The following is an 18105-nucleotide window of genomic DNA, read 5'->3' on the forward strand; positions in this document are numbered from 1 at the left end:
GAGGATCCTATGTGTGGACTCTCGTGACAGTTCTCAAGGGCGATATCTGAAAAGACACAAAAACAGAGCTGTCCTGGCACAAAATACAACGCAATGCTATTACTGTTGTCTGCATTGTTCCTACTTTAATTGGCAAGCTTATGGGTGCTTCTGAGAATGTTGGCCAAGGTCCTCCTCCTCCTCACTCGCGCAAACGTGCACGTGAATTGGTACTCGGCTTGCAAGATGAGATCTGTAATGAACTGGAGAGTCTGGATGGTGGCCAATCTTTTAGAACTGACAGTTGGGAGCGGCCTGAAGGGGGTGGTGGGCGATCCAAGGTGATGCGTGAGGGCCGAGTTTTCGAACAGGGCGGCGTTAATTTCTCTGAGGTGCACGGCGAGGAGTTGCCTCCGTCGATTTTGAATCAGCGGCCTGAGGCAAAGGGGCATCCCTGGTTTGCTACCGGCACTTCGATGGTGCTACACCCGCGCAATCCATATGTGCCTACGATCCACCTTAATTACCGCTATTTCGAGGCGGGGCCGGTGTGGTGGTTTGGCGGTGGCGCTGACCTAACGCCGTTTTATCCCTACCTGGAAGATGCCCGCCATTTCCATCGCGTTCATAAGCAGGCTTGTGACACGGTTGGACCTGAGCTCCATCAGGTCTTTAAACCTTGGTGTGACGAATATTTCTATCTGAAGCACCGTGGTGAGACACGTGGTGTGGGTGGAATTTTTTACGACTACCAGGATGGATCTGGAGTGCTTTACAAAGGTCAAAACTCTGAGGGTCCAGCTGCACAGGTCTCACGGGAGTTAGGGCCTCATCCAAAGAGCTGGGAACAGTTATTTGAGCTGGCCAAGGCTTGTGGGAAGGCTTTCTTGCCGGCTTATGTGCCGATTGTGGAGAAACGTCAGGAGCAGGCCTATGGCGATCGAGAACGTCAATTCCAGTTGTATCGCCGTGGGCGATATGCGGAGTTCAATCTGGTCTGGGATCGGGGCACGATTTTCGGATTGCAAACCAATGGTCGAACTGAGTCGATCTTGATGTCTTTGCCACCACTTGCTCGTTGGGAGTATGGATATGTCGCACCAGCTGATTCAAGGGAGGCTTTGCTCACTGATTTGTTTACTCGACCTCAGAATTGGTTTGAGGATTCGACGTTGGAGGAGCGTTGTCGACCACACCAGGCGGTGGATTAGAAGACGTCTTCCCACGTACTCCCAGCATCAAAGCATCGGTGACTTTAAGGGCGATGGCTTGAATGGTTGCTTCTCTGGTTTTGGGGTTGCGGAGATTTGCCTCCAGACTCCCTTCCAGCATTCCGATCTCAAGGATGCTGATCCCTCGTCGTGGTCCACCAAGGCCTCCCCGAAAGAATCTGGGAAATCGACCGAAGCTCTGAGCAAGACTTTCATCCACTCGGTTGAGGTTGCGATTGAGGGCAGGGATCAGTCCAGATCCATATCCATGCGGGCTGTATGCATCGAAGTGAATCTCTAGGATGTAGGCGCCTTGCCTGGAAAGGCGGTGGGCTACTGACCAGTTGGTACGTGGATCGCTCGCTTTAGCAATTGAGAGTGCTCCTGGGTCGTAGCCGATGATATTGAGCCCTTTTTGCTTACTGAGGGCAACGACTGCATCGCGTACTTTCTGGTTCCAAAAGAGTTCATCCCGCATGCGGGGATCCATCGGGGCTTCTCCCCTTTGATCAACTGCAGCACCTGGGGTTCCTGAGCCATGCATCCCCTGTGAGTCTGCATGTCCTGCCATGACAACAATCTTTAAAGAGGGAGACACAGGTTGGCGACCTACCCAATTGCCCCTTAAGCGCGTGCGGGGACCGGTGTTTAGCTCTGCAATCGGTGATTGAGACGGTGCTGTTCTTGAAGGAGATTCAATAGGTGGCGGAGATGGTGCTTCTGCGGAAGTGGCCGGGCAAAGCAAGCTGATCCCCAAGCTGAAAGCTTTGCTGAGAACCAATAGGCTCCTGCCTCTAGCGCTGAGATTTGAAATCACTCAGATTGGAGAGGATAGAAGAGAGCCATCGCTAGCCAGCTCAAGGGGCTGGGAGAGTTCCAATTCCATGGCAATCAGTTCGTCGCGATGGGCCCTCAGCCGCAGGGTGCTGCCTTCGTCGTCGCTGGCGCTGATCAAGCGAAGTTCAACGGCTTCAATGCGGTTGGCGCGATTGCTGTAGATCAATCCTGCGAGTGGGCCTAGACCAATAAGCAGAAGTGGCCACCAGTCCAGGAGGGGATAAAGCTGGCGGACAACCAGTCCAAGGCAGCCTGAACCAACTGCAGCGTATAGGGATAACAGGATTGCCAGCGATTGGCTGGAGGCAACGCTTCCACTGAAGCGAAGGACTTGTCTATCAGCATCGCCACTATCTTGCTTCCAGCCTCGTTCCTCCAGCCAGTGGATCATTCCATTGAGGACCTCTAGTGGGGGACGCGGTGAGTGAACATCTACAACCGTGGTTCGGTCTTTACTTGCTGCCCGCAGAAAAAACACCAGGCCGATGGCCAGTAGCACTGTGAGTAGCAGGGTCGAGGAGAAGACCGCCGGCATCGCGTTCGTGCATGGGTGCTGATGTACCCATCTGTTCTAGGTCTTTACGATGCCATGGCAGGGCTCTATCAGTCGCTTTGCATCAGCCTTTGCTGTAGCGAGGAGCTGAAGCATGCGATTCGGTCGGATCAGGTTTTGGGCAGCGTTGCTTGGTGTTGCTGTATGAGCCTTACTTAGCTCTTTAGAAAATTCAGGGCTTTTTGCAGCATGCCTTTCGAAAGCCGATGGCGTGGCAGCCTCAGAGCTAGTTGATGCAAGATTCTTGCTTGATAGTTGACTGTCTTGAGCCAGGAGATCAGCAACCTGTAGACGGTTGCTCCCAGATCGAGAAACTGTTGCGGTGGTTGAAAAAATCTTGCTTGATATCGGCCAGACAGTTCAGCGAGGGCATGCGTCGGATGCTCAAGGCGAGCGAGTGACCATGCCTGATTCAACCCAGTCTCGCCACCGTTTTCAAATCAGCAAGATGAGCAAGCCGGCGCTGTGGCCCTTCAGAGTGGTGAGGATTTGTCCTGGCCCTGCGCCATTTGCTTAATGGCCGACTTTTCTCAAGCACCTGCAAGTTTTGTCGTTTTCGATGGGGATCTCGACTCAGACTGGGCGAATCGATATCTCAGAGCATCTGCGATTGCTGTAGACACTGAGGCCATGGGACTGATTCATGGCCGTGACCGCCTCTGTCTCGTGCAGATTTGTGACCCTGCCGACAATGTGGCATGCGTGCGGATTGGTTTGGGTCAGACGTCTGCCCCTCGTTTGCAGAAGCTCATGGAGGCCCCTTCTGTTGAAAAGGTGTTCCACTTTGCTCGCTTTGATGTGGCCGCACTTGCTAGCGGATTGGGCATCTCCGTTTTGCCCATTTTCTGTACGAAGGTGGCCAGTCGCCTTGCACGAACCTATAGCCCTCGCCATGGGTTGAAGGAGGTGGTGATGGAGTTGGTTGGAGTTGAACTGGATAAGCAGGCCCAGAGCAGTGATTGGGGACGGGCTGAGGAACTCAGCGATGTTCAGTTGGCCTATGCAGCCAACGATGCTCGATATCTGCTTCCGGCTAGGCAGCGTCTAGAAATGATGTTGCGACGTGAGGGGCGCTGGGAGATTGCGCAGCGTTGCTTCAGTTGTATCCCTGTGATTGCGGAACTGGATCGTTTGCGATTTACCCAGATCTTTGAACATTGACGAGTGTCGTGGGCTTTAGTCCTCAACCATGAAGTTCTCTTCACTGGCCACAGCTTCCAGAAGTCGGTCGAGTTGAGAACCTGAGGTGTTTTCTCCTTCTGTTGGGCGAGAGCGAGCCGCCTCAAGTAGACGTTCGGCAATGGCCTTGCGGCCTTCAAGATCCCTAACCTCCTCTCGACTTGCTGTCAGTTCAACCTTTCTTCGGGCCGAGGCAAGGCTAATGCTGAGGCAGCTGGCCAGTTCGGCGTAGATTTTCACTAAGGCATGGTCCTGCATGGCCGCCATGGCAGTGGTGCTGCAAGCGTTCAGTATCCGCTATGGCGTGTCAAACAGAGCGTTGTCTAGGTGCTCTCCTATGCCCTAATAAAAGCTGTGAGATCAGTGCTGCGAGTGCAGCACTGCCGCCAGCTGTTCCCATTCGTCTGTTGCCAATCCTTCCTAATCGTTGTCGAAGGGAGTCGTCTTTTAACAGTCTCTGAAGCCTGTCTGCCAGTTCTTCTTTGCTTTGACAGGGCAGTACGGCTCCTCCTAAGAGGCGACTTTGCCGTATGGCGAATTGTCGTTTGAATTGTGGTCCTGGTCCAGGCATCGATAAGGCCGGAATGCCTAGACCTACAAGTTGTTCTGTGGCGGTTCCAGCGGTGACAAGGCCCACTTCGGTCCAGGCCGCCCAGCGGTTGAATTGACCAGGCCCGAGCAGCACGAGCTGTGTACCTTTGACCCAGCAGGCCTTGGCTTCCAGGGTGTCGATGGGGGGGATGGATGGTAGATAGCCATCGCTTCTTAGAATGGCTTCGATCTGGTTGAGGCTGGGTTGGGAGCCAAGGGCTACAAGTAGTGCTAGCGGTAAATCGCTTTCGAGCTGTCCTAGGCCTTCAAGCAGTCGCTTGAAATTCGTGCCTGCTTCGGGCATTCGACTTCCACAGAGCAATAACAGTCGCCGGTATCGGTTGAGGGCGGTAGGAATTGATTCGACCTTGAATCCATCCATCATTGGGTTTCCAGGCGCCTTTGCGGCTACCCCGTGGCGTCGTAGTCCTCTGGCGGTGAGCTGATCACGAACGGCAACCACTCGGCATCGCGAAGATCGCATTAGGGCCCATTCCCAGGGATCCCATTCACTGCCTTTGAGGCGGTGGTAGTGGTCGCTCAAGGCTCGGCCTGGTCCACTTCGCCAGGTGTAATCACTTTTCGGTGTGCCGATGAAGCCATAGGTTCCACCACTGCTCCATGCCATGAGCAGGGGCAACAGGTCTCCTACTGCCAGAATGGCTTTGCCAGCTTTGGCTGAGCGGCGCACACATCGCCACTGTCGCCAGCTGAGCAGAGTGAGTCCGGCAGCAAGATCAGCAATCAGGCCCCGCAAGCTTTGATTGCTGAAGCCACCACTTGGCAAGGGCGCTGAAGGGCCCAGGCGCTTAAGCCATCCAGCGGCTAAGGCATGTTCAAAAGCTTGTCCTACCCCTACGAGGGGAAGCACTTCAATGGGCAGACTTGGACATTTGCGATGTAGTGCCTCCAACACCCGTAGTGCAATCAGATCCTCGCCATGCCCGTTGCAAATCACGAGCAGAGAGCTAGCAGAGTGGCTGATACGATCCGCTGCAGGGAATTGAGTCTCCCTGGCGGCGGCATGGCCAAGTGGTAAGGCAGAGGATTGCAAATCCTTTATCCCCAGTTCGAATCTGGGTGCCGCCTTCGACAATGTCTTCCAAACAAGTCGCAGTAACTGGCGTGTTCTCGTCTTAGTTCTCTGCAAAAGCGGAAGGGGAGCGGAAGGGGAGTTGGGCTACTTCTCAATCAACGTTGTCACGATTCCATGAACTTAACGAATGAGATTAGCCTTGAAGAAACCGGAGCCAAGTCCAAACCATTTTTTCTTGTCTCGTAGGAAAGTAATCGCGAGTTCAAAGTCCATCAAGCCTTCATCCTCAATGACTTCTTTAGAGAGTCTTCCTTCGCTCTGTTTGGCGTAGTTCTCATAAATTTCGTCCTTGCGGGATCCAAGAAAATCAACTATTTCTTGAAGAACATGATCTCGCCATACCTCTTTGCTCTCTTCGCTTAAAACTTGCTCATGAGCGTCTTTCATATGAGGGCAATCAACCTGCTTTACTTAAGCTAACATCGCTCATGATCTTATTTACTCAATAGGCAGGAAATAAGAGCAAATATGGAAATGGTTGAAGTACAACTGCCATTTCAACAGCGTAGGAGGAGGCTGTTCTGGGTGTTCTTTGCTCTGCCGCCTTTTTTGAAGCTTGTTGATCTCTCATGATAGAGGCCATTGAATAGTTTTGATCTCTTAATTAGAAATGAGCTCTATTTTTATTCTTGCTCAACATATAAAGGGTTGGGGATTTTTATGTGTTTGGGGTTCTTCGTAGGTTCCTCCTTTGGATCCAACCAGTTTGCCGCCATCCTGAGACCATTGGCTGTCGTGGTTCTTGCTTGAGGTGAAGACCAGAGAAGGGCAACGATGAGGCCAAGTAAGACTGTTTTCATTAATGGATGATTAACCTCTCAATGATCAGGGCGACAAATGCTCCTCTTAGGAAGGAAATCCAGAGCAACCCATAGTCAGACACCCCAAGCTTCTTTTTTTCACGTTCAATAGATCTTTTGTGTGCTTCGATCAGGTTCATGCGGCTAATGCTTCCTTTTTCATGATAATCCTGAGGATTGTTGAGAGTGCAAGACCTATTTGTTTTCTGATGGATCGACAAGAGCAACCTTCATCCCTCAACCACAGCGCCAAACTCTCCTTTGCAGCATTTCTCTTGGATCGTCCTCCAAATTTTCCTCCTGTTTTCAAGCGGTGCTAAATGTGTTCAATTGTTTTTTCACTGGTCAGCGAAGGCTCTACTTCAGCAAGACCAGAAAAAATCCAAGAAGGACTGGCATCAATTTACCTATTGCTCTTGTGTTGATCAGATCATCCGCTGTTCTGATATGGATGCTTTTCTTCTAAAGATCTTGTAGCCTTGCAATCGCTTCCACTTGGTTTCTTTCTAGTCGGTTCAACTTCACGACTACCAATTCATCACCTTCATCGATTGCTGCTAAAGCAGTTTGCAGTTGTGGTCTGCCCACTTCTTTCAGCCTAGTGCTGATGGCCTGGTGACAGTTAAGACAGCAGCCTGCTTCATTTAATGCCTCAGCTTGATGATCGGCGGTCTGACATGAAGTGCTCGCTGGGGGCCTTTGCCTAAGCGCTTGAATGTCAATCAAAGGGACCGGCTTTACCTGCTGATGCTTTGATTCCGAATGCTCAAGATTGATTTAGGAGTCCTATGACGCAGATACTCAGAAAATAAGGCCTGTACTTGAGGGCATCCGACGCGGTGCTCTATTGCAGGCTTGACCCTAAGGCTCTTTATCTTTATGGGTGAGAGAACCTGTCGCGGTGCAAGAGACAGCCTTCAACGCGGGTTGAGCTCTCTTGTCACCAATGAGGTGGTCATGATCATTGAGGTAAAAAAACTTGGCGAGTGGATTGTCGTTTCTTCTTTTGTGGGCCTGCTTGCTTTTTGGAGGGTCAGAACATTGGCTCATGAGGCGATTGTTGCCATATGAGGGGATTGGACATACAGGTGGAGGGTGATGAGCTCTTGATGAGCCTGAACAGACCTTGCCAGTCCTGCCGTCCTCAAGCGAAGGCTCTGCAGAGCAGCTCACAAGTAATCCAAAGAGGTGGGGCTATAGGATATTGATTCCTTCAGCTTCATCCAGTGGCAGAGAAAAAATCAGTGGCAGAAAAAAAAGGGCAGGAGTTAGCGACTGTCTCCGTTTATTTGAATACAGGCATAGTTGCAGGTATTTTTGCGGTTGGATTCCTCGTTTCAGCAGTTCTGTTTGCTGCTATCACCTTGATTGCAAGGGCGGTTGTATAAGTGACACGAGCGACAATTAAAGAGAGAATTATAGAGGTGGTCGATTTTGTGACAACCGAATCACCCTATCGCTCAGCAACACAGGTATGGATCAATGACTATGTGTCTTTTCAGCTGGGCTCATCGCCAGATCAATCTTTAAAGGAAGGAGATGAGTTGCTAAGCATGTCTATTTATTGGAATACAGGAATAGGGGCAATTATCTTTGGCCTTGGTTTTGTCGTTACAACGCTCTTGATTGCAGGTGTGTCTTTGATTGCATGGTGATCTGAAGGGGGTAGAGCTCGATCCATGATCTTTGTTTATTCCTGCAAAGCATCAGGCCCTTTCTGGGTTCTCGTTGGGATTGGTGAGCTGCCCACTTCTACCTGATCAGCCTGGACCAAGCAATCCAATTTCAGCAAGGTAAATCCAACGCTGTTGTGGAGTGAATGAAGTGCTGCTTGGACTATTGATTTGGTCTTGCTCTACCATCCTGGCGATCTTTTGGAAGACCTAAAGCTGCTTGGAGCTGGAACAGCCTAGTGTTTGTTTAATCATCACTGATTCAATGGCAAAGGAAAACGGCAAGGGCAAGAAATCCAAGAAGTCCAAGAAATGTGCGAGCTCTTCCGGTAGTAGGCGGATCCTTTGGTATGCATTTGGGGCTGGAGGTTTAGCCGCAAGGTGGATAGCGGCATTTGCTCTTTTGACAATTGCGATCAAGTTGTATCCGCTTAAGCAGGAAGCAAAGTTTTTTAATGCCTGTATTGAAGAGACAAGGAACAGCGGTACGAGTGTCTCTGCAGCAGTTCGTTTCTGCAATGGTGGCACCTGAGGGAGGGGTTGCTTTGTTTGCTGAAGCTTGGATTTCGCCAGGCTTGAAATTGCTTATCAGTCTGAGGTCGTAGATGCCCAGAAATTAGTCTCGGGTTTAAGAACGTCGGTTGAGGGTGTCCTTTTTAATCTTGATGCCAAAAAACGGTTTTACTATTGGGAGGGGGGCACCTTTTGTCTAGGCTGAGTCAATAGGAGAATGACCTCGATGCCACGCCATACTGCTGCCATTGCCGTAGGTGTTGCCACAGCTGCTGTCACTGCTGTTGGCTTGTCGTTCTTTCGGGTAGGAAAACCCCTGCTGATTGTTTCTACGGCTGTTGCTGGAGTTGCCGGGGTGGCGGTTTCAGCAAGAAGAGAGGGGGAAGAGAATGATGTAAATGCTTGTATTAAAAGCGGCAATGCTAAATATGGGATTGGTGATTATCAAGGATCAATTGAAGATTTTAGCAAGGCATTAATCATTGACCCTCAGTATGCTCTTGCATATTATAATCGTGGTAATGCGAAGGATGAATTAGAGGATTATAAAGGTGCGATTGATGATTACAGCAAGGCTCTGGAAATTGACGCCAATCATGCTATTGCATACAACAATCGCGGTGTTGCAAATAGGAAATCAGGTGACAATCGAGCGGCAATTGCTGATTACAATAAGGCGCTAGAGATTGATTCTAAACTTGCGGTTGCTTACCTAAATCGTGGAATTTCAAAAGAGAATGATGGCAACCTAACAGGTGCTTGTGCTGATTGGAGAGCGGCATCCGCATTGGGTGATGAAATAGCTGCTAAGTGGGTGAAAGAGTCATGCCGTTAGAATGGGTTCTGGTTGTCTGCACCATGCAATTTGGGAGTAAGCTTGGTTCACTTTTTAGCTGATCAATCTTGAAGCTTTCCAGGCCTTTGCTTGGCTAAGCTGCATGGATGCTCTTGCCTCACTTTTTCTTGTGAAATAAAGTTGTTAATTCAGGATTAGTGCAGATTGAATTAACCCGTTTTAGAGGCTTAATAACATTCTACTCACTGAGGTTCTGCTGACCTACCTTAAGCCGCTTCCTTTACTGTTTAGAAAGGAGCATTGCTGTTTTCTGACTGTTAAGGGGGCAAATCTTTCCCTTCGCCAAAGCTACAACGAGCCGGATTTGGCCCTGGGTCTTCTTGTGGTGCGCAGAATAGACAAGCTTGTAGGTAGGTTCGCTAGCCAGTTATAAGGATCCTCGCCTTGAAGTTGCCCGCTCTTGCTGGTCTCTCACAGTTGGGCTTCTCCAGTAAGGATCTCTCCACTCATGGCCCATGCCCTGCAGCGGAGTTGTTTCAAAGAGAGCTCACAATCACCCTTTACCGGCCAGGCTTGAGGCAGTCCTTCTGCAATCCCTCGCCCATCAAACTTGCTTTCAGCCACGCTGCTCACCGTGGCTGTCCATCTTTTCTCGTTCAGGGTGCAGCTGCCTGATATACAGCGTAATGGGATGGTCTGATCAGGTGCGTTGGCGACAAAGGTGAGATGCCGACTGGACCCGTGTTCTACGCCTCGGCCGATGAAGCGTACCCCAGTCACTGTTGCTGTCTTGCGATCCATCTGAACAACCTGGCAAGTCTGCAGAGAGCCGCTTCCCAATCTGTATTTACATTTGCTAGCAATCGTTTCAAAGCGACCAATAGCTTGGCGTGGATCGGCGATCGAACTTGTTCCGGCAACCATGGACAGGCTGATCAGTAAGAGGGGAACAATCGGAGTGCGCATCTAGTTAATAGTCGCTATCAGCGACACACATTCCCAGGCAACGTATGCCATTGATTGCGGTTCGCCGACAGTGTTTGCAAAGGACATCCCCATCCTCTGGGGTGTCATCTGCTTTTGCCTCCTTTCCCCTTAGAGGTTTTCTGGAGTGAAATGGATCGGATGATTTGCCGGTTCTCGTCATGGTCGCGAGGATGGCGATTTGATTCGATTTTGTGATCATGCCCCTTCAGATGGGAGGGCTGGTAAAACAGGAGTGTGTCAAGCATCTCAACCTTGACGTTGCAATTTCTAGAGTCTTTTGATTAGCTCGGTTGGCAGTAATTAGCCAGTGACGGCAATCCATTTGGAGTAATGAACCCCTATTAGGCGCTGGTTGAGCTTGGAAGATTTGGATCAGGTGTCACCACGACCGGAAGAGTGGTTGCAGTAGAGCGGATGGGGACCACCTTGACGGGTGCCTCTGCAGCAATGTCGGAGTCCAGTTCCTTCAGCTCGCAGGCTGCCAAAGCTTCTTGAAGCAGTGAATCAAAAGTTGCTCCAGGCAAGCGGTGGCGTGAGATCTCGAGGAACGTGCGAGGCAGAGATTCAGCGGCCGCCCTGCGTAGGGCTGGATTGCTGAGGCGATGTTCTTGCTCACCTTGGATGGCTCGGATGAAGCGACGAGTCACATCTCGCTTGGTGGATGCCTTGATGAAGGTGTCGCTATCACCGAAACCGTTGTGTGCTTCGCTTTCGAGATCGCTGATGCGACGCTCCAGGCTTTCAAGAACTTCCTCAGCTTCTTTGCAGATGTGTACCAGTTGCCCGTCAGAGAGATTGGGGAGGTCTGCCACATAAACCTTGCCGTGGTCCCTCAGGGCTAAAAAGGTTGGCCTCGGACCCTGACCTTGACGGTGGGGGGCGTTGCGATCGTCGTAATCACTATTGATTTGCCGTCTTGGAGGCACAGGTCCTGCTGAGCTACGGCGACGCGTTATGCGCTGGGGGCTATCAAAGGGCATTGGATTTAAGTTGGATCTGACGACGCTGTTGCCGAAATATTCTCTCGGCTTGCATAGGTAAATATTACTTGAGGACGTGTCTAAAGATCTGCTCGAGAATAGGCTCGTACAAGTCCGATGTAATTAGTCAGAGAGATCTTGCGACTCAATAGCCGTTGCGATGCAATGCTTTAGCTGGGTAGCCCTCGTAATCTCTCCCCGGTTGAGGGAGAGGCAGTTTCGACTTGACCAATAGGCCAAGCTTGAAGAGCTTGTTCGTTGCAAACCTGCAGGACATCACGTACTGCTTCTTCTGCGACCACTAGGCAGAAACCCACTCCAAGATTGAATGTGTGCCAGAGGTCATGCTCTGGAATCTGGCCAGCATCTTGGAGCCATTGAAAAAGTTCTGGTCTGGTCCAGCTGCTTGGATCTATGACGGTAACTAAGTCTTTTGGACAACATCGGGGAAGATTCTCTGGTAGGCCTCCACCGGTGATATGTGCCATGCCGTGGAGTGGAACTTTTGCTGCTAGGAGGTTTTTTACCAGCTGGCCGTAAAGGGTGGTAGGGGTTAGCAGGGTCTCGATTAGAGGTTTGTTGTCGCATCCGAAGCGAGTGTTCTTATTGGCTTCAGTAAGGGCGAGCACTTTGCGCACCAAACTGAACCCGTTGCTATGAACGCCACTGCTTGCCACACCGATAATCTGATCTCCAGGCTTGATCTTGCGACCGTCAATCATCTCGTCTTCTTCTACCACTGCTACGCAAAAGCCGGCTAGGTCGTAGCAACCTGGGTCGTAAAACCCAGGCATCTCGGCGGTTTCTCCTCCTAGGAGGGCGCAGCCGCTGCGGCGACAGCCCTCTGCAATTCCCTCCACAACTTGTGCCATGGCCTCTGGGCTGAGGGTTCCGGTGGCGATGTAGTCGAGGAAAAAGAGGGGTTCAGCGCCACTGGTAATGACGTCGTTGACACACATTCCAACCAGGTCCAGCCCTACTCCGTAGTGGGCTTGATGTTGCTGAGCTAGTTCGAGCTTGGTGCCGACTCCATCAGTTCCTGCGACAAGCAGAGGCTTGTTTAGCCCTGCGGGGAGGCGTATCAAGCCTCCAAACCCTCCCAGACCACCGATCACCTCTGGGCGGTGGGTGGCTTCGACGCTAGATCTGATCCGCTCGATGAATGCCCTACCTGCTTGGACGTCAACGCCCGCGGTCTTGTAGTCCATGGTTTCGACTGGCCCTCTCTAGATCCTCCTCTGCCGCCCTCCATTCAGCCAATGTCATGATTGTCCTGTCTTGCATTAGCAGGGCCTTTGGATGGCATCAGTGCGGCTGATCAGCGTGGCATCGCTCTGGCCCTTGTAAGTCAAGTGATGATCTGTTATTTACCTGCTTAAAGTTGCACCAATCTGACGAGGAGGTGCTGTTCGAGCTCTCCTACAGAGAGGATGTAATTCGTACGGTTTGGGGAACTTTAGTTGGTTGAAGGACGTATTCCTGCTGGGGATGATTTTTCTCCTCATTCAAGTGTCGTCTGCTAGTAATGAAATTTTCCGTTTCGCTTCTTGTTCTTGCTGGTGTTTGCTCCAGCAGTGCTGCACTGTTACCAGCCTTTGCTCGAGATCTTGACCTCGACAAAAAGGTCACCAGGGAACAGGTAAAGAAAGCCCTGCTTGAACGAATCTCGCTTCTTGCGACTCCTTTGTCTGCCAATCAAGGCAGCTCAGATCAAGGCAGTGCTGATGTCGCTACTGGTTTAACTGTTGATTCAGTTGTTGAGACACCACAAGCGTTCCCAATCGTTCCAGTTGCCAAGCTCAACCGACCTGTCAAGCCAACTCCCACTGTTGTTCAAGTGAGCACTGGTGAAGCAAGCTGGTACGGCCCGGGCTTCTTCGGAAACCGAACTGCAAGTGGTGAAGTTTTCAGGCCAGGGACAATGACAGCTGCTCATCGCAGCTTGCCGTTTGGTACCAAGGTAAGGGTGACCAACCTTTGGAATGATCGTTCAGCTGTTGTGACAATCAACGATCGAGGCCCTTTTATCGCTCATCGCGTCATCGATCTTGCTCATGGTGCTGCCCACGAGCTTGGTTTGATATCGAGTGGTATTGCCCAAGTGCGTCTTGAGGTGCTGCGCTGAGTTTTTCTGTTCTCAGTTCAACGGCTGAGTTGCATCAATGGCGTAAGCATCAGCAGTCTTCGGTTCATTTCGTCCCCACCATGGGCGCTTTGCACCGCGGTCATGGCCAGCTGATCAAGTCAGTTCAAGGATTTGGCAGCCTTCAACCAGCCTCTGTGTTGGTGAGTGTTTTCGTGAATCCTTTGCAGTTTGGCCCTGCTGAGGATTTCGATAGTTATCCTCGTGATCTTGAGGCCGATTGTGAGTTGGCATCAAGATCAGGTGCTTCTGCACTCTGGGCTCCTTCAGTTGATCAGGTTTTTCCTGGGGGGGCTTCTTCCCAGTTCAGGATTCAGGTTCCTTCTCATCTTCAGGCACATTTGTGTGGGGCGAGTAGGCCCGGTCACTTTGATGGTGTGGTCACGGTGGTAGCTCGCCTTTTGGCTCTAGTTCGGCCAGAGGTGCTTGTGCTTGGCGAAAAGGATTGGCAGCAATTGGTGATCCTGCGCCATTTGGTTGCCCAGTTGGGGTTGCCGGTGCGGGTGCATGGGGTCGCCACGGTGCGCGATGACGATGGCTTGGCTTGTAGTTCCCGTAATCGTTACCTCATGACTCAACAGCGCCAGCAGGCGTTGGCCTTGCCTCAGCTACTTGCTCGAGCTGCTCGGGAGTCTCAGGATGGACGAACAGTTGATCTTGTAGGGCTCCGGTGCGCATGGGAGCAACTTGGCTTGGAGGTTGAGTATGTAGAAACGGTCGATGCGTTTAACCTGCAGCCTTTGCATGCTGGCCGCAAGCTTTGCCTTCTGGCGGCGGCTGTGCGTTGCGGGGAGACTCGTCTCATTGATCACACTTTTCTGATGTCTCGTCAGCCAATTGTTGCTATAGATGGGCCTGCCGGTGCTGGTAAAAGCACCGTGACACGAGCCTTTGCTGAACGGCTTGGCCTGCTCTACCTCGATACGGGGGCCATGTATCGGGCTGTCACTTGGTTGACCCAGCAACATGATGTTGATTCGCACGACCCTGTAGCAGTCAAAACCATCCTTGAGAATCTTGAGCTTGAGCTTGAGCCATCTCAATCAGGACCACAGAAGGTTCGGATCAATGGTCACGACGTAACAGAGGCAATCAGATCGCCGGAAGTGACGTCCTCGGTTTCAGTGGTTGCTGCTCACGGCTGTGTTCGTAAGGCTTTGACGGCTCAGCAACAGAGGATGGGCGTACGAGGCGGTTTGGTTGCTGAAGGACGGGATATTGGTACGGCCGTTTTCCCAGATGCAGAGTTGAAGGTGTTCCTCACCTCCAGCCCGGCTGAACGTGCCAGGCGTCGCGCTCTGGACCTGGACAATCGTGGTTTCCCGGTTCCTGATCTGGCTGAGTTGGAAACACAAATCGAGGAACGTGATCGAATGGATAGCACCCGCGAAGTTGCTCCTTTGCGCCAAGCTGAAGATGCCACTGAGTTGATCAGTGACGGCATGTCGATTGAGGAGGTGATTGAGACTTTGATCGATTTGTTTCGAGTGCAGGTTCCCGAGGAGGTTTGGCCTACACCTGGGAGCTGAGTTCAATTAGCAGGCCTTCACAGGCGTCTTCAAGCAGATCGAGTACTTTCTCGAAGCCTGCATCTCCTCCGTAATAAGGGTCTGGCACCTCTTCAAGTGATGTTTTGGTGGCATAGCTGAGCATGGGCTCGATCCTGGCAGTTGCCATAGGGCCGACTTCAGTGGCCATGCTCTTAACAGTCGCCAAATTATCTGCGTCCATGGTCAGGATTAGGTCAAAAGTCTGTAGATCCTCCAGGGTGATCTGTCGCGCTCGGCTGGGTAGAAGGATCCCTCGCTGCTGGGCAGCACTACGCATGCGCGAATCCGCTGGCCTGCCAACGTGCCATCCACCGGTGCCGGCGGAATCCACCAGGAAGTGCTTTTCCATGCCTTGGCTTTTTAGTTGATGTAGGAAAACCCCTTCTGCAGCGGGGGAGCGACAGATGTTGCCGAGGCAAACGAACAGCAGCCGATGATTCATTCAGACTCCAAGCGTTGCAGGATGAGCGTGAATCGCTTTGCATACTACTGAGGCATCTTTGATTGCACCTGCAAGGGTCTTTAAGTCTATTGATGGCTTCCCTTAGCTCAGGTTTGTTGAGTTGCAGTCAACAATGCACAAAAGAATCTCGTTTTTCAATGAGTTCATCTAAGACTTTGTAGGGTCTTGATCAGAGCGCTCTTAGAGGTCAAAAAGAACATTATGGATATAAGACTCGGTCCATTGGTGACCATGGAAGCGGGCCAACATGGCTCTCGCTGGATCCTTTTTCGCTCTGTAGCTCAAGTATCGTTTCTGACCTTCCAGAAGCTTGAAGGCCCGTTGAGGGGAGACCTCCTCTGCCATTTCGACAAGATCTAAGTAAAGGTTTAGGTAGTCTCTAAATGCCGGCATGATGACTTCATCGATCAGCTGGTTTCCTTCACTGCCCAGGTGTAGGCGTGTCCAGAGAAATCCTGGTGAAAAGTAAGGTTTAGCTTCTTCTGGTATCGGCCCTCCCTCAGGGAGGCGAACTCTCCATTGTTCAAAGATTGGCATCAGTCGTTCCCAGACTTGTTTGGTATGGCGTTCGTCACTTGTGATTGCTGGCTGTAAGTCCAGTGCTAAAAGGTGCCCAGATGGAAGTGTTACTAAGTCTGCACCGAAGAAGGGAAGATCAAAGGTGTGATAAGGGTTTATCACGAAATTCAACACCGAGGCTGAACGGCCGGCCTCCACGCACGCGGCTCGCACCTGTCTGAACTTTTTGGTTTTGCAAGCCCAGGTGCATGTTGTCACCGTGATGGGTTGAGATTTGGAGCCTGTTTCCCCTTCTCTTTGCAGGAACTCTGGAGCTACTGGGTATGGCTCAGGCTTCAGTGGTATTAAAGCGTTGATGGCATGGCTGAGGAACGGCGCCCATCGCCATGCGGGCATCCTGACTGGATCAAGGCTGCTTAGGCGTAAGGGTTTCATCGAGGTAGGTCATAGTCTGCGTCTGCCGGCGGAGATGAATCCGCTTTAGTGCTGGCAGGAAATAGGAATTCGTTTAGGAAGCGATCAGACCATGCCTTGCCGAAATGACTCGTAAACAAGCCGTGGGCTGGATCCCGCTCAGCGCTGTAAATGTCATAAGCGATCTGTAGTTGTTTGACTTCGGCCGCCGGTATTAGGGAGGCCTTATCGCTGTTTTGTTGGTGAAGCTCCCAGTAACAGTGCAGGAAAGCGTTGAACGCTTCAGGTAAGGAGTTGGTTGCTTTTTCGGCGCCGCCTCTGCAGAAAAGTAACCAGGGGGAGAAGTATTGATTGGGATCGAACAATCGCATCGTCTCCTCTCCACTCAGTTCAGGGAAACGATTTTGGAGGGTTTTGAGTCCCTGGAAGTGGCGCTCTAAGTAGGAGTGATCTTGAATGAGGGGTTGGAAGTCAAGGATCGCTACTAGCTTTTGTCTCTTCCCAAACCACAACAAGTCCAATCCCATCAATGGCTGATCAATGTTGTAGTTCGGATAAGCCACTGAGTTGAGGACCTGAAGGCTTTCCCCTGCATCGAGTCGCGAGACCCTCCAGCGACGGAACCCTGGTACTTGCCAGAGCCAACTTCGAATCAAGCTGTTTTTTTTCTCGTTTCGACATTCCCTAAGACCATCAGGAACTGCTGCAGTTTCTCCGCCTTGTATTCGGATGCTGGAGTGCAGTTTCTCAAGTAATGGGTCAAACATCTAAATGTGATCCCTCACTTCTTTGGGCTGAGTTGAAGATTTTCTCAAGATCAGTGGTTTGATGCTTCATGACATGTTTGATGAATAGGCCAATCACATGCCCAGATCGTTCGATCTCAAGAGTGGACTGATAGGGACTGGTGATCGCAAGCATTTCATCCTCAGCCAGGTTGAAAGTGTTGAACAGTTGAGGGTATTAATTCTCCGCCAACCTCTTGCTTTTTCCTCTTAGGCCACCGCATCCTCAGTGCTGCCGCCTCGTTGGCGGCTCGTGAGGAATCCAAACAGGACCTTTCCAATTGCAGCCACTAGGTTGCCTTCCAACTCCTTGAACATGGCCATATTGCAGTGAAAGGCCATATTTGCCTCCTCGACCATGCGTTCGGCGGTCTGCTGATTGATCGGCAGGCTATCAAGGGTGGCGCTGTATAGAGTCTTGAACGCTTTGGTGTCTTCAATGTCATCAAAGATATAAAAACGCACGCCGTCATTGCCCCCTAGCTTCATGGCCTTCTGGGCAATGGTCTTGAGAATCTGACCGCCTGAAAGGTCCCCGAGATAGCGGGTGTAGTGATGAGCCACTAGTAACTCAGGCGACTCCTGCGCCAACTTATGAATACGGGCCACATACTCCTGAGCCGCCAGCGTCGCCTTGGCCAGATTGCGCCAGTCGCTGCCGAAATAAAAAATCAAATCTTGTTCTAAGGCCTTGCAGCGATTGAGCTCGGGGAAGCCAATAGGTGCCACCACCGGATGCTTTTGCTCACGCAGCTTGCCGATTTCTGCTTCCAGTGCGGAGTAGACGAAATAGAGATCAGCCACCAGCATGCGATAACTGGACTGATCAACCACCCCTTTAAGGAAACAGCTCACGAAACCAGTGTTCTCTGCCATCGTGTGGGCGGCCTTGGTGCCTTCTCTTAGTTGGCTCGCAAGGGCTACCGCCAAGGTGCTTGAAGTCGAATGTCTTGATTGACCCTAGGAGGCTAAATGGCAGTTTCAGGAAGACCTTAAAAGAAGGATTCGCACTTGAACAGGATGCAACGGCAATGAG

At 51.3% G+C, this 18105-nt stretch carries 24 protein-coding genes and 1 tRNA gene; 11 read left to right on the plus strand and 14 right to left on the minus strand.

The annotated features are described in order from the left end of the window. Positions 1 to 113 precede the first annotated feature (113 nt). Positions 114 to 1190 (plus strand): oxygen-dependent coproporphyrinogen oxidase, encoded by a 1077-nt coding sequence (gene hemF, locus SIB80_RS04260; protein WP_063419283.1) that lies wholly within the window; start codon positions 114 to 116, stop codon positions 1188 to 1190. On the opposite strand, the gene SIB80_RS04265 is transcribed toward hemF, so the two are convergent. Both SIB80_RS04265 and SIB80_RS04270 read right to left on the minus strand, forming a co-directional pair. Then, on the minus strand, positions 1117 to 1971 hold the full coding sequence (locus tag SIB80_RS04265) for a hypothetical protein (protein WP_063419332.1): 855 nt from the start codon (positions 1969 to 1971) through the stop codon (positions 1117 to 1119). The genes hemF and SIB80_RS04265 overlap by 74 nt on opposite strands. A gap of 36 nt (positions 1972 to 2007) precedes the next feature. Next, positions 2008 to 2562 carry a cofactor assembly of complex C subunit B gene (locus SIB80_RS04270; RefSeq protein ID WP_063416832.1) on the minus strand — a complete coding sequence of 185 codons (555 nt, stop codon included), beginning with the start codon at positions 2560 to 2562 and terminating at the stop codon, positions 2008 to 2010. Positions 2563 to 2875: 313 nt separating this feature from the next. On the opposite strand from SIB80_RS04270, the gene SIB80_RS04275 reads away from it, so the two are divergent. Both SIB80_RS04275 and SIB80_RS04280 read left to right on the plus strand, forming a co-directional pair. Continuing rightward, positions 2876 to 3097 carry a hypothetical protein gene (locus SIB80_RS04275; RefSeq protein ID WP_063395044.1) on the plus strand — a complete coding sequence of 74 codons (222 nt, stop codon included), beginning with the start codon at positions 2876 to 2878 and terminating at the stop codon, positions 3095 to 3097. Further along, positions 3097 to 3741 carry a ribonuclease D gene (locus tag SIB80_RS04280; protein WP_063419333.1) on the plus strand — a complete coding sequence of 215 codons (645 nt, stop codon included), beginning with the start codon at positions 3097 to 3099 and terminating at the stop codon, positions 3739 to 3741. Before SIB80_RS04275 ends, SIB80_RS04280 begins: the two co-directional genes overlap by 1 nt. A gap of 15 nt (positions 3742 to 3756) precedes the next feature. On the opposite strand, the gene SIB80_RS04285 is transcribed toward SIB80_RS04280, so the two are convergent. Continuing rightward, positions 3757 to 4026 carry a hypothetical protein gene (locus SIB80_RS04285; protein ID WP_011131069.1) on the minus strand — a complete coding sequence of 90 codons (270 nt, stop codon included), beginning with the start codon at positions 4024 to 4026 and terminating at the stop codon, positions 3757 to 3759. Positions 4027 to 4066: 40 nt separating this feature from the next. Continuing rightward, positions 4067 to 5314: a lipid-A-disaccharide synthase-related protein gene (locus tag SIB80_RS04290; protein ID WP_063419284.1), complete on the minus strand. Its 1248-nt coding sequence runs from the start codon at positions 5312 to 5314 to the stop codon at positions 4067 to 4069. A gap of 54 nt (positions 5315 to 5368) precedes the next feature. Here SIB80_RS04290 and SIB80_RS04295 point away from each other — a divergent pair. After that, positions 5369 to 5439, plus strand: a tRNA-Cys gene (locus SIB80_RS04295). Between the two features lie 127 nt (positions 5440 to 5566). On the opposite strand, the gene SIB80_RS04300 is transcribed toward SIB80_RS04295, so the two are convergent. Then, a complete protein-coding gene (locus tag SIB80_RS04300) occupies positions 5567 to 5833 on the minus strand; it encodes a hypothetical protein (protein WP_011131067.1) in 267 nt (88 codons plus the stop codon). 875 nt (positions 5834 to 6708) lie between these two features. Continuing rightward, positions 6709 to 6972 (minus strand): recombinase family protein, encoded by a 264-nt coding sequence (locus SIB80_RS04305; RefSeq protein ID WP_236065974.1) that lies wholly within the window; start codon positions 6970 to 6972, stop codon positions 6709 to 6711. Positions 6973 to 7472: 500 nt separating this feature from the next. Between SIB80_RS04305 and SIB80_RS04310 the strand changes: the two genes are divergently transcribed. From SIB80_RS04310 to SIB80_RS04325, 4 genes are all read left to right on the plus strand, one after another. Next, positions 7473 to 7634: a hypothetical protein gene (locus SIB80_RS04310; protein WP_155724717.1), complete on the plus strand. Its 162-nt coding sequence runs from the start codon at positions 7473 to 7475 to the stop codon at positions 7632 to 7634. 36 nt (positions 7635 to 7670) lie between these two features. Continuing rightward, a complete protein-coding gene (locus SIB80_RS04315; protein ID WP_413398222.1) occupies positions 7671 to 7901 on the plus strand; it encodes a hypothetical protein in 231 nt (76 codons plus the stop codon). Between the two features lie 283 nt (positions 7902 to 8184). Then, complete coding sequence (locus SIB80_RS04320; RefSeq protein WP_063419287.1) at positions 8185 to 8451, plus strand: hypothetical protein; 267 nt, start codon at positions 8185 to 8187, stop codon at positions 8449 to 8451. Between the two features lie 198 nt (positions 8452 to 8649). Continuing rightward, on the plus strand, positions 8650 to 9267 hold the full coding sequence (locus tag SIB80_RS04325) for a tetratricopeptide repeat protein (protein WP_063419288.1): 618 nt from the start codon (positions 8650 to 8652) through the stop codon (positions 9265 to 9267). A gap of 432 nt (positions 9268 to 9699) precedes the next feature. Here SIB80_RS04325 and SIB80_RS04330 read toward each other — a convergent pair whose 3' ends face one another. The 4 genes from SIB80_RS04330 to purM all read right to left on the minus strand — a co-directional run bounded on the left by SIB80_RS04330 (position 9700) and on the right by purM (position 12403). After that, the gene (locus tag SIB80_RS04330; RefSeq protein ID WP_063419289.1) at positions 9700 to 10194 is read right to left on the minus strand and encodes a hypothetical protein; all 495 of its coding nucleotides are present in this window, start codon (positions 10192 to 10194) and stop codon (positions 9700 to 9702) included. Between the two features lie 4 nt (positions 10195 to 10198). Next, positions 10199 to 10375, minus strand: coding sequence for a hypothetical protein (locus SIB80_RS04335; RefSeq protein WP_169189833.1), 177 nt, complete (start codon positions 10373 to 10375; stop codon positions 10199 to 10201). Between the two features lie 181 nt (positions 10376 to 10556). Then, positions 10557 to 11195: a hypothetical protein gene (locus SIB80_RS04340; protein WP_063419290.1), complete on the minus strand. Its 639-nt coding sequence runs from the start codon at positions 11193 to 11195 to the stop codon at positions 10557 to 10559. A gap of 170 nt (positions 11196 to 11365) precedes the next feature. After that, on the minus strand, positions 11366 to 12403 hold the full coding sequence (gene purM, locus SIB80_RS04345; protein ID WP_063419291.1) for a phosphoribosylformylglycinamidine cyclo-ligase: 1038 nt from the start codon (positions 12401 to 12403) through the stop codon (positions 11366 to 11368). Between the two features lie 317 nt (positions 12404 to 12720). Between purM and SIB80_RS04350 the strand changes: the two genes are divergently transcribed. Both SIB80_RS04350 and SIB80_RS04355 read left to right on the plus strand, forming a co-directional pair. Beyond that, complete coding sequence (locus SIB80_RS04350; protein WP_063419292.1) at positions 12721 to 13320, plus strand: septal ring lytic transglycosylase RlpA family protein; 600 nt, start codon at positions 12721 to 12723, stop codon at positions 13318 to 13320. Beyond that, complete coding sequence (locus SIB80_RS04355; protein WP_074160129.1) at positions 13317 to 14867, plus strand: bifunctional pantoate--beta-alanine ligase/(d)CMP kinase; 1551 nt, start codon at positions 13317 to 13319, stop codon at positions 14865 to 14867. Before SIB80_RS04350 ends, SIB80_RS04355 begins: the two co-directional genes overlap by 4 nt. On the opposite strand, the gene SIB80_RS04360 is transcribed toward SIB80_RS04355, so the two are convergent. The 3 genes from SIB80_RS04360 to SIB80_RS04370 all read right to left on the minus strand — a co-directional run bounded on the left by SIB80_RS04360 (position 14851) and on the right by SIB80_RS04370 (position 17051). After that, positions 14851 to 15330, minus strand: a complete 480-nt coding sequence (locus SIB80_RS04360) for a low molecular weight protein-tyrosine-phosphatase (RefSeq protein ID WP_063419294.1) — start codon at positions 15328 to 15330, stop codon at positions 14851 to 14853. The genes SIB80_RS04355 and SIB80_RS04360 overlap by 17 nt on opposite strands. Before the next feature lie 201 nt (positions 15331 to 15531). Continuing rightward, complete coding sequence (locus tag SIB80_RS04365) at positions 15532 to 16305, minus strand: phycoerythrobilin:ferredoxin oxidoreductase (protein ID WP_063419295.1); 774 nt, start codon at positions 16303 to 16305, stop codon at positions 15532 to 15534. Continuing rightward, on the minus strand, positions 16302 to 17051 hold the full coding sequence (locus SIB80_RS04370; RefSeq protein ID WP_063419296.1) for a 15,16-dihydrobiliverdin:ferredoxin oxidoreductase: 750 nt from the start codon (positions 17049 to 17051) through the stop codon (positions 16302 to 16304). The genes SIB80_RS04365 and SIB80_RS04370 overlap by 4 nt, the downstream gene beginning before the upstream one ends. A gap of 97 nt (positions 17052 to 17148) precedes the next feature. On the opposite strand from SIB80_RS04370, the gene SIB80_RS04375 reads away from it, so the two are divergent. Next, on the plus strand, positions 17149 to 17283 hold the full coding sequence (locus SIB80_RS04375; protein WP_268873906.1) for a hypothetical protein: 135 nt from the start codon (positions 17149 to 17151) through the stop codon (positions 17281 to 17283). Here SIB80_RS04375 and SIB80_RS04380 read toward each other — a convergent pair. Beyond that, complete coding sequence (locus SIB80_RS04380; protein ID WP_063419297.1) at positions 17280 to 17999, minus strand: heme oxygenase (biliverdin-producing); 720 nt, start codon at positions 17997 to 17999, stop codon at positions 17280 to 17282. The two genes, SIB80_RS04375 and SIB80_RS04380, sit on opposite strands and share 4 nt — an antisense overlap. Between the last annotated feature and the right edge of the window lie 106 nt (positions 18000 to 18105).

This window comes from Prochlorococcus sp. MIT 1327, assembly GCF_047304785.1.
GTDB lineage: Bacteria > Cyanobacteriota > Cyanobacteriia > PCC-6307 > Cyanobiaceae > Prochlorococcus > Prochlorococcus marinus_D.

What these genes read in the sequence shown, in the direction of transcription:
- SIB80_RS04320 (WP_063419287.1), top strand. Translation starts at nt 8,185, where the DNA reads ATGGCAAAGGAAAACGGCAAGGGCAAGAAATCCAAGAAGTCCAAGAAA.
- SIB80_RS04375 (WP_268873906.1), top strand. Translation starts at nt 17,149, where the DNA reads ATGCCCAGATCGTTCGATCTCAAGAGTGGACTGATAGGGACTGGTGAT.
- SIB80_RS04360 (WP_063419294.1), bottom strand. Translation starts at nt 15,330, where the DNA reads ATGAATCATCGGCTGCTGTTCGTTTGCCTCGGCAACATCTGTCGCTCC.
- SIB80_RS04285 (WP_011131069.1), bottom strand. Translation starts at nt 4,026, where the DNA reads ATGGCGGCCATGCAGGACCATGCCTTAGTGAAAATCTACGCCGAACTG.
- SIB80_RS04280 (WP_063419333.1), top strand. Translation starts at nt 3,097, where the DNA reads ATGGCCGACTTTTCTCAAGCACCTGCAAGTTTTGTCGTTTTCGATGGG.
- SIB80_RS04340 (WP_063419290.1), bottom strand. Translation starts at nt 11,195, where the DNA reads ATGCCCTTTGATAGCCCCCAGCGCATAACGCGTCGCCGTAGCTCAGCA.
- SIB80_RS04335 (WP_169189833.1), bottom strand. Translation starts at nt 10,375, where the DNA reads ATGACGAGAACCGGCAAATCATCCGATCCATTTCACTCCAGAAAACCT.
- purM (WP_063419291.1), bottom strand. Translation starts at nt 12,403, where the DNA reads ATGGACTACAAGACCGCGGGCGTTGACGTCCAAGCAGGTAGGGCATTC.
- SIB80_RS04270 (WP_063416832.1), bottom strand. Translation starts at nt 2,562, where the DNA reads ATGCCGGCGGTCTTCTCCTCGACCCTGCTACTCACAGTGCTACTGGCC.
- SIB80_RS04350 (WP_063419292.1), top strand. Translation starts at nt 12,721, where the DNA reads ATGAAATTTTCCGTTTCGCTTCTTGTTCTTGCTGGTGTTTGCTCCAGC.
- SIB80_RS04330 (WP_063419289.1), bottom strand. Translation starts at nt 10,194, where the DNA reads ATGCGCACTCCGATTGTTCCCCTCTTACTGATCAGCCTGTCCATGGTT.
- SIB80_RS04325 (WP_063419288.1), top strand. Translation starts at nt 8,650, where the DNA reads ATGACCTCGATGCCACGCCATACTGCTGCCATTGCCGTAGGTGTTGCC.
- SIB80_RS04365 (WP_063419295.1), bottom strand. Translation starts at nt 16,305, where the DNA reads ATGAAACCCTTACGCCTAAGCAGCCTTGATCCAGTCAGGATGCCCGCA.
- SIB80_RS04370 (WP_063419296.1), bottom strand. Translation starts at nt 17,051, where the DNA reads ATGTTTGACCCATTACTTGAGAAACTGCACTCCAGCATCCGAATACAA.
- SIB80_RS04300 (WP_011131067.1), bottom strand. Translation starts at nt 5,833, where the DNA reads ATGAAAGACGCTCATGAGCAAGTTTTAAGCGAAGAGAGCAAAGAGGTA.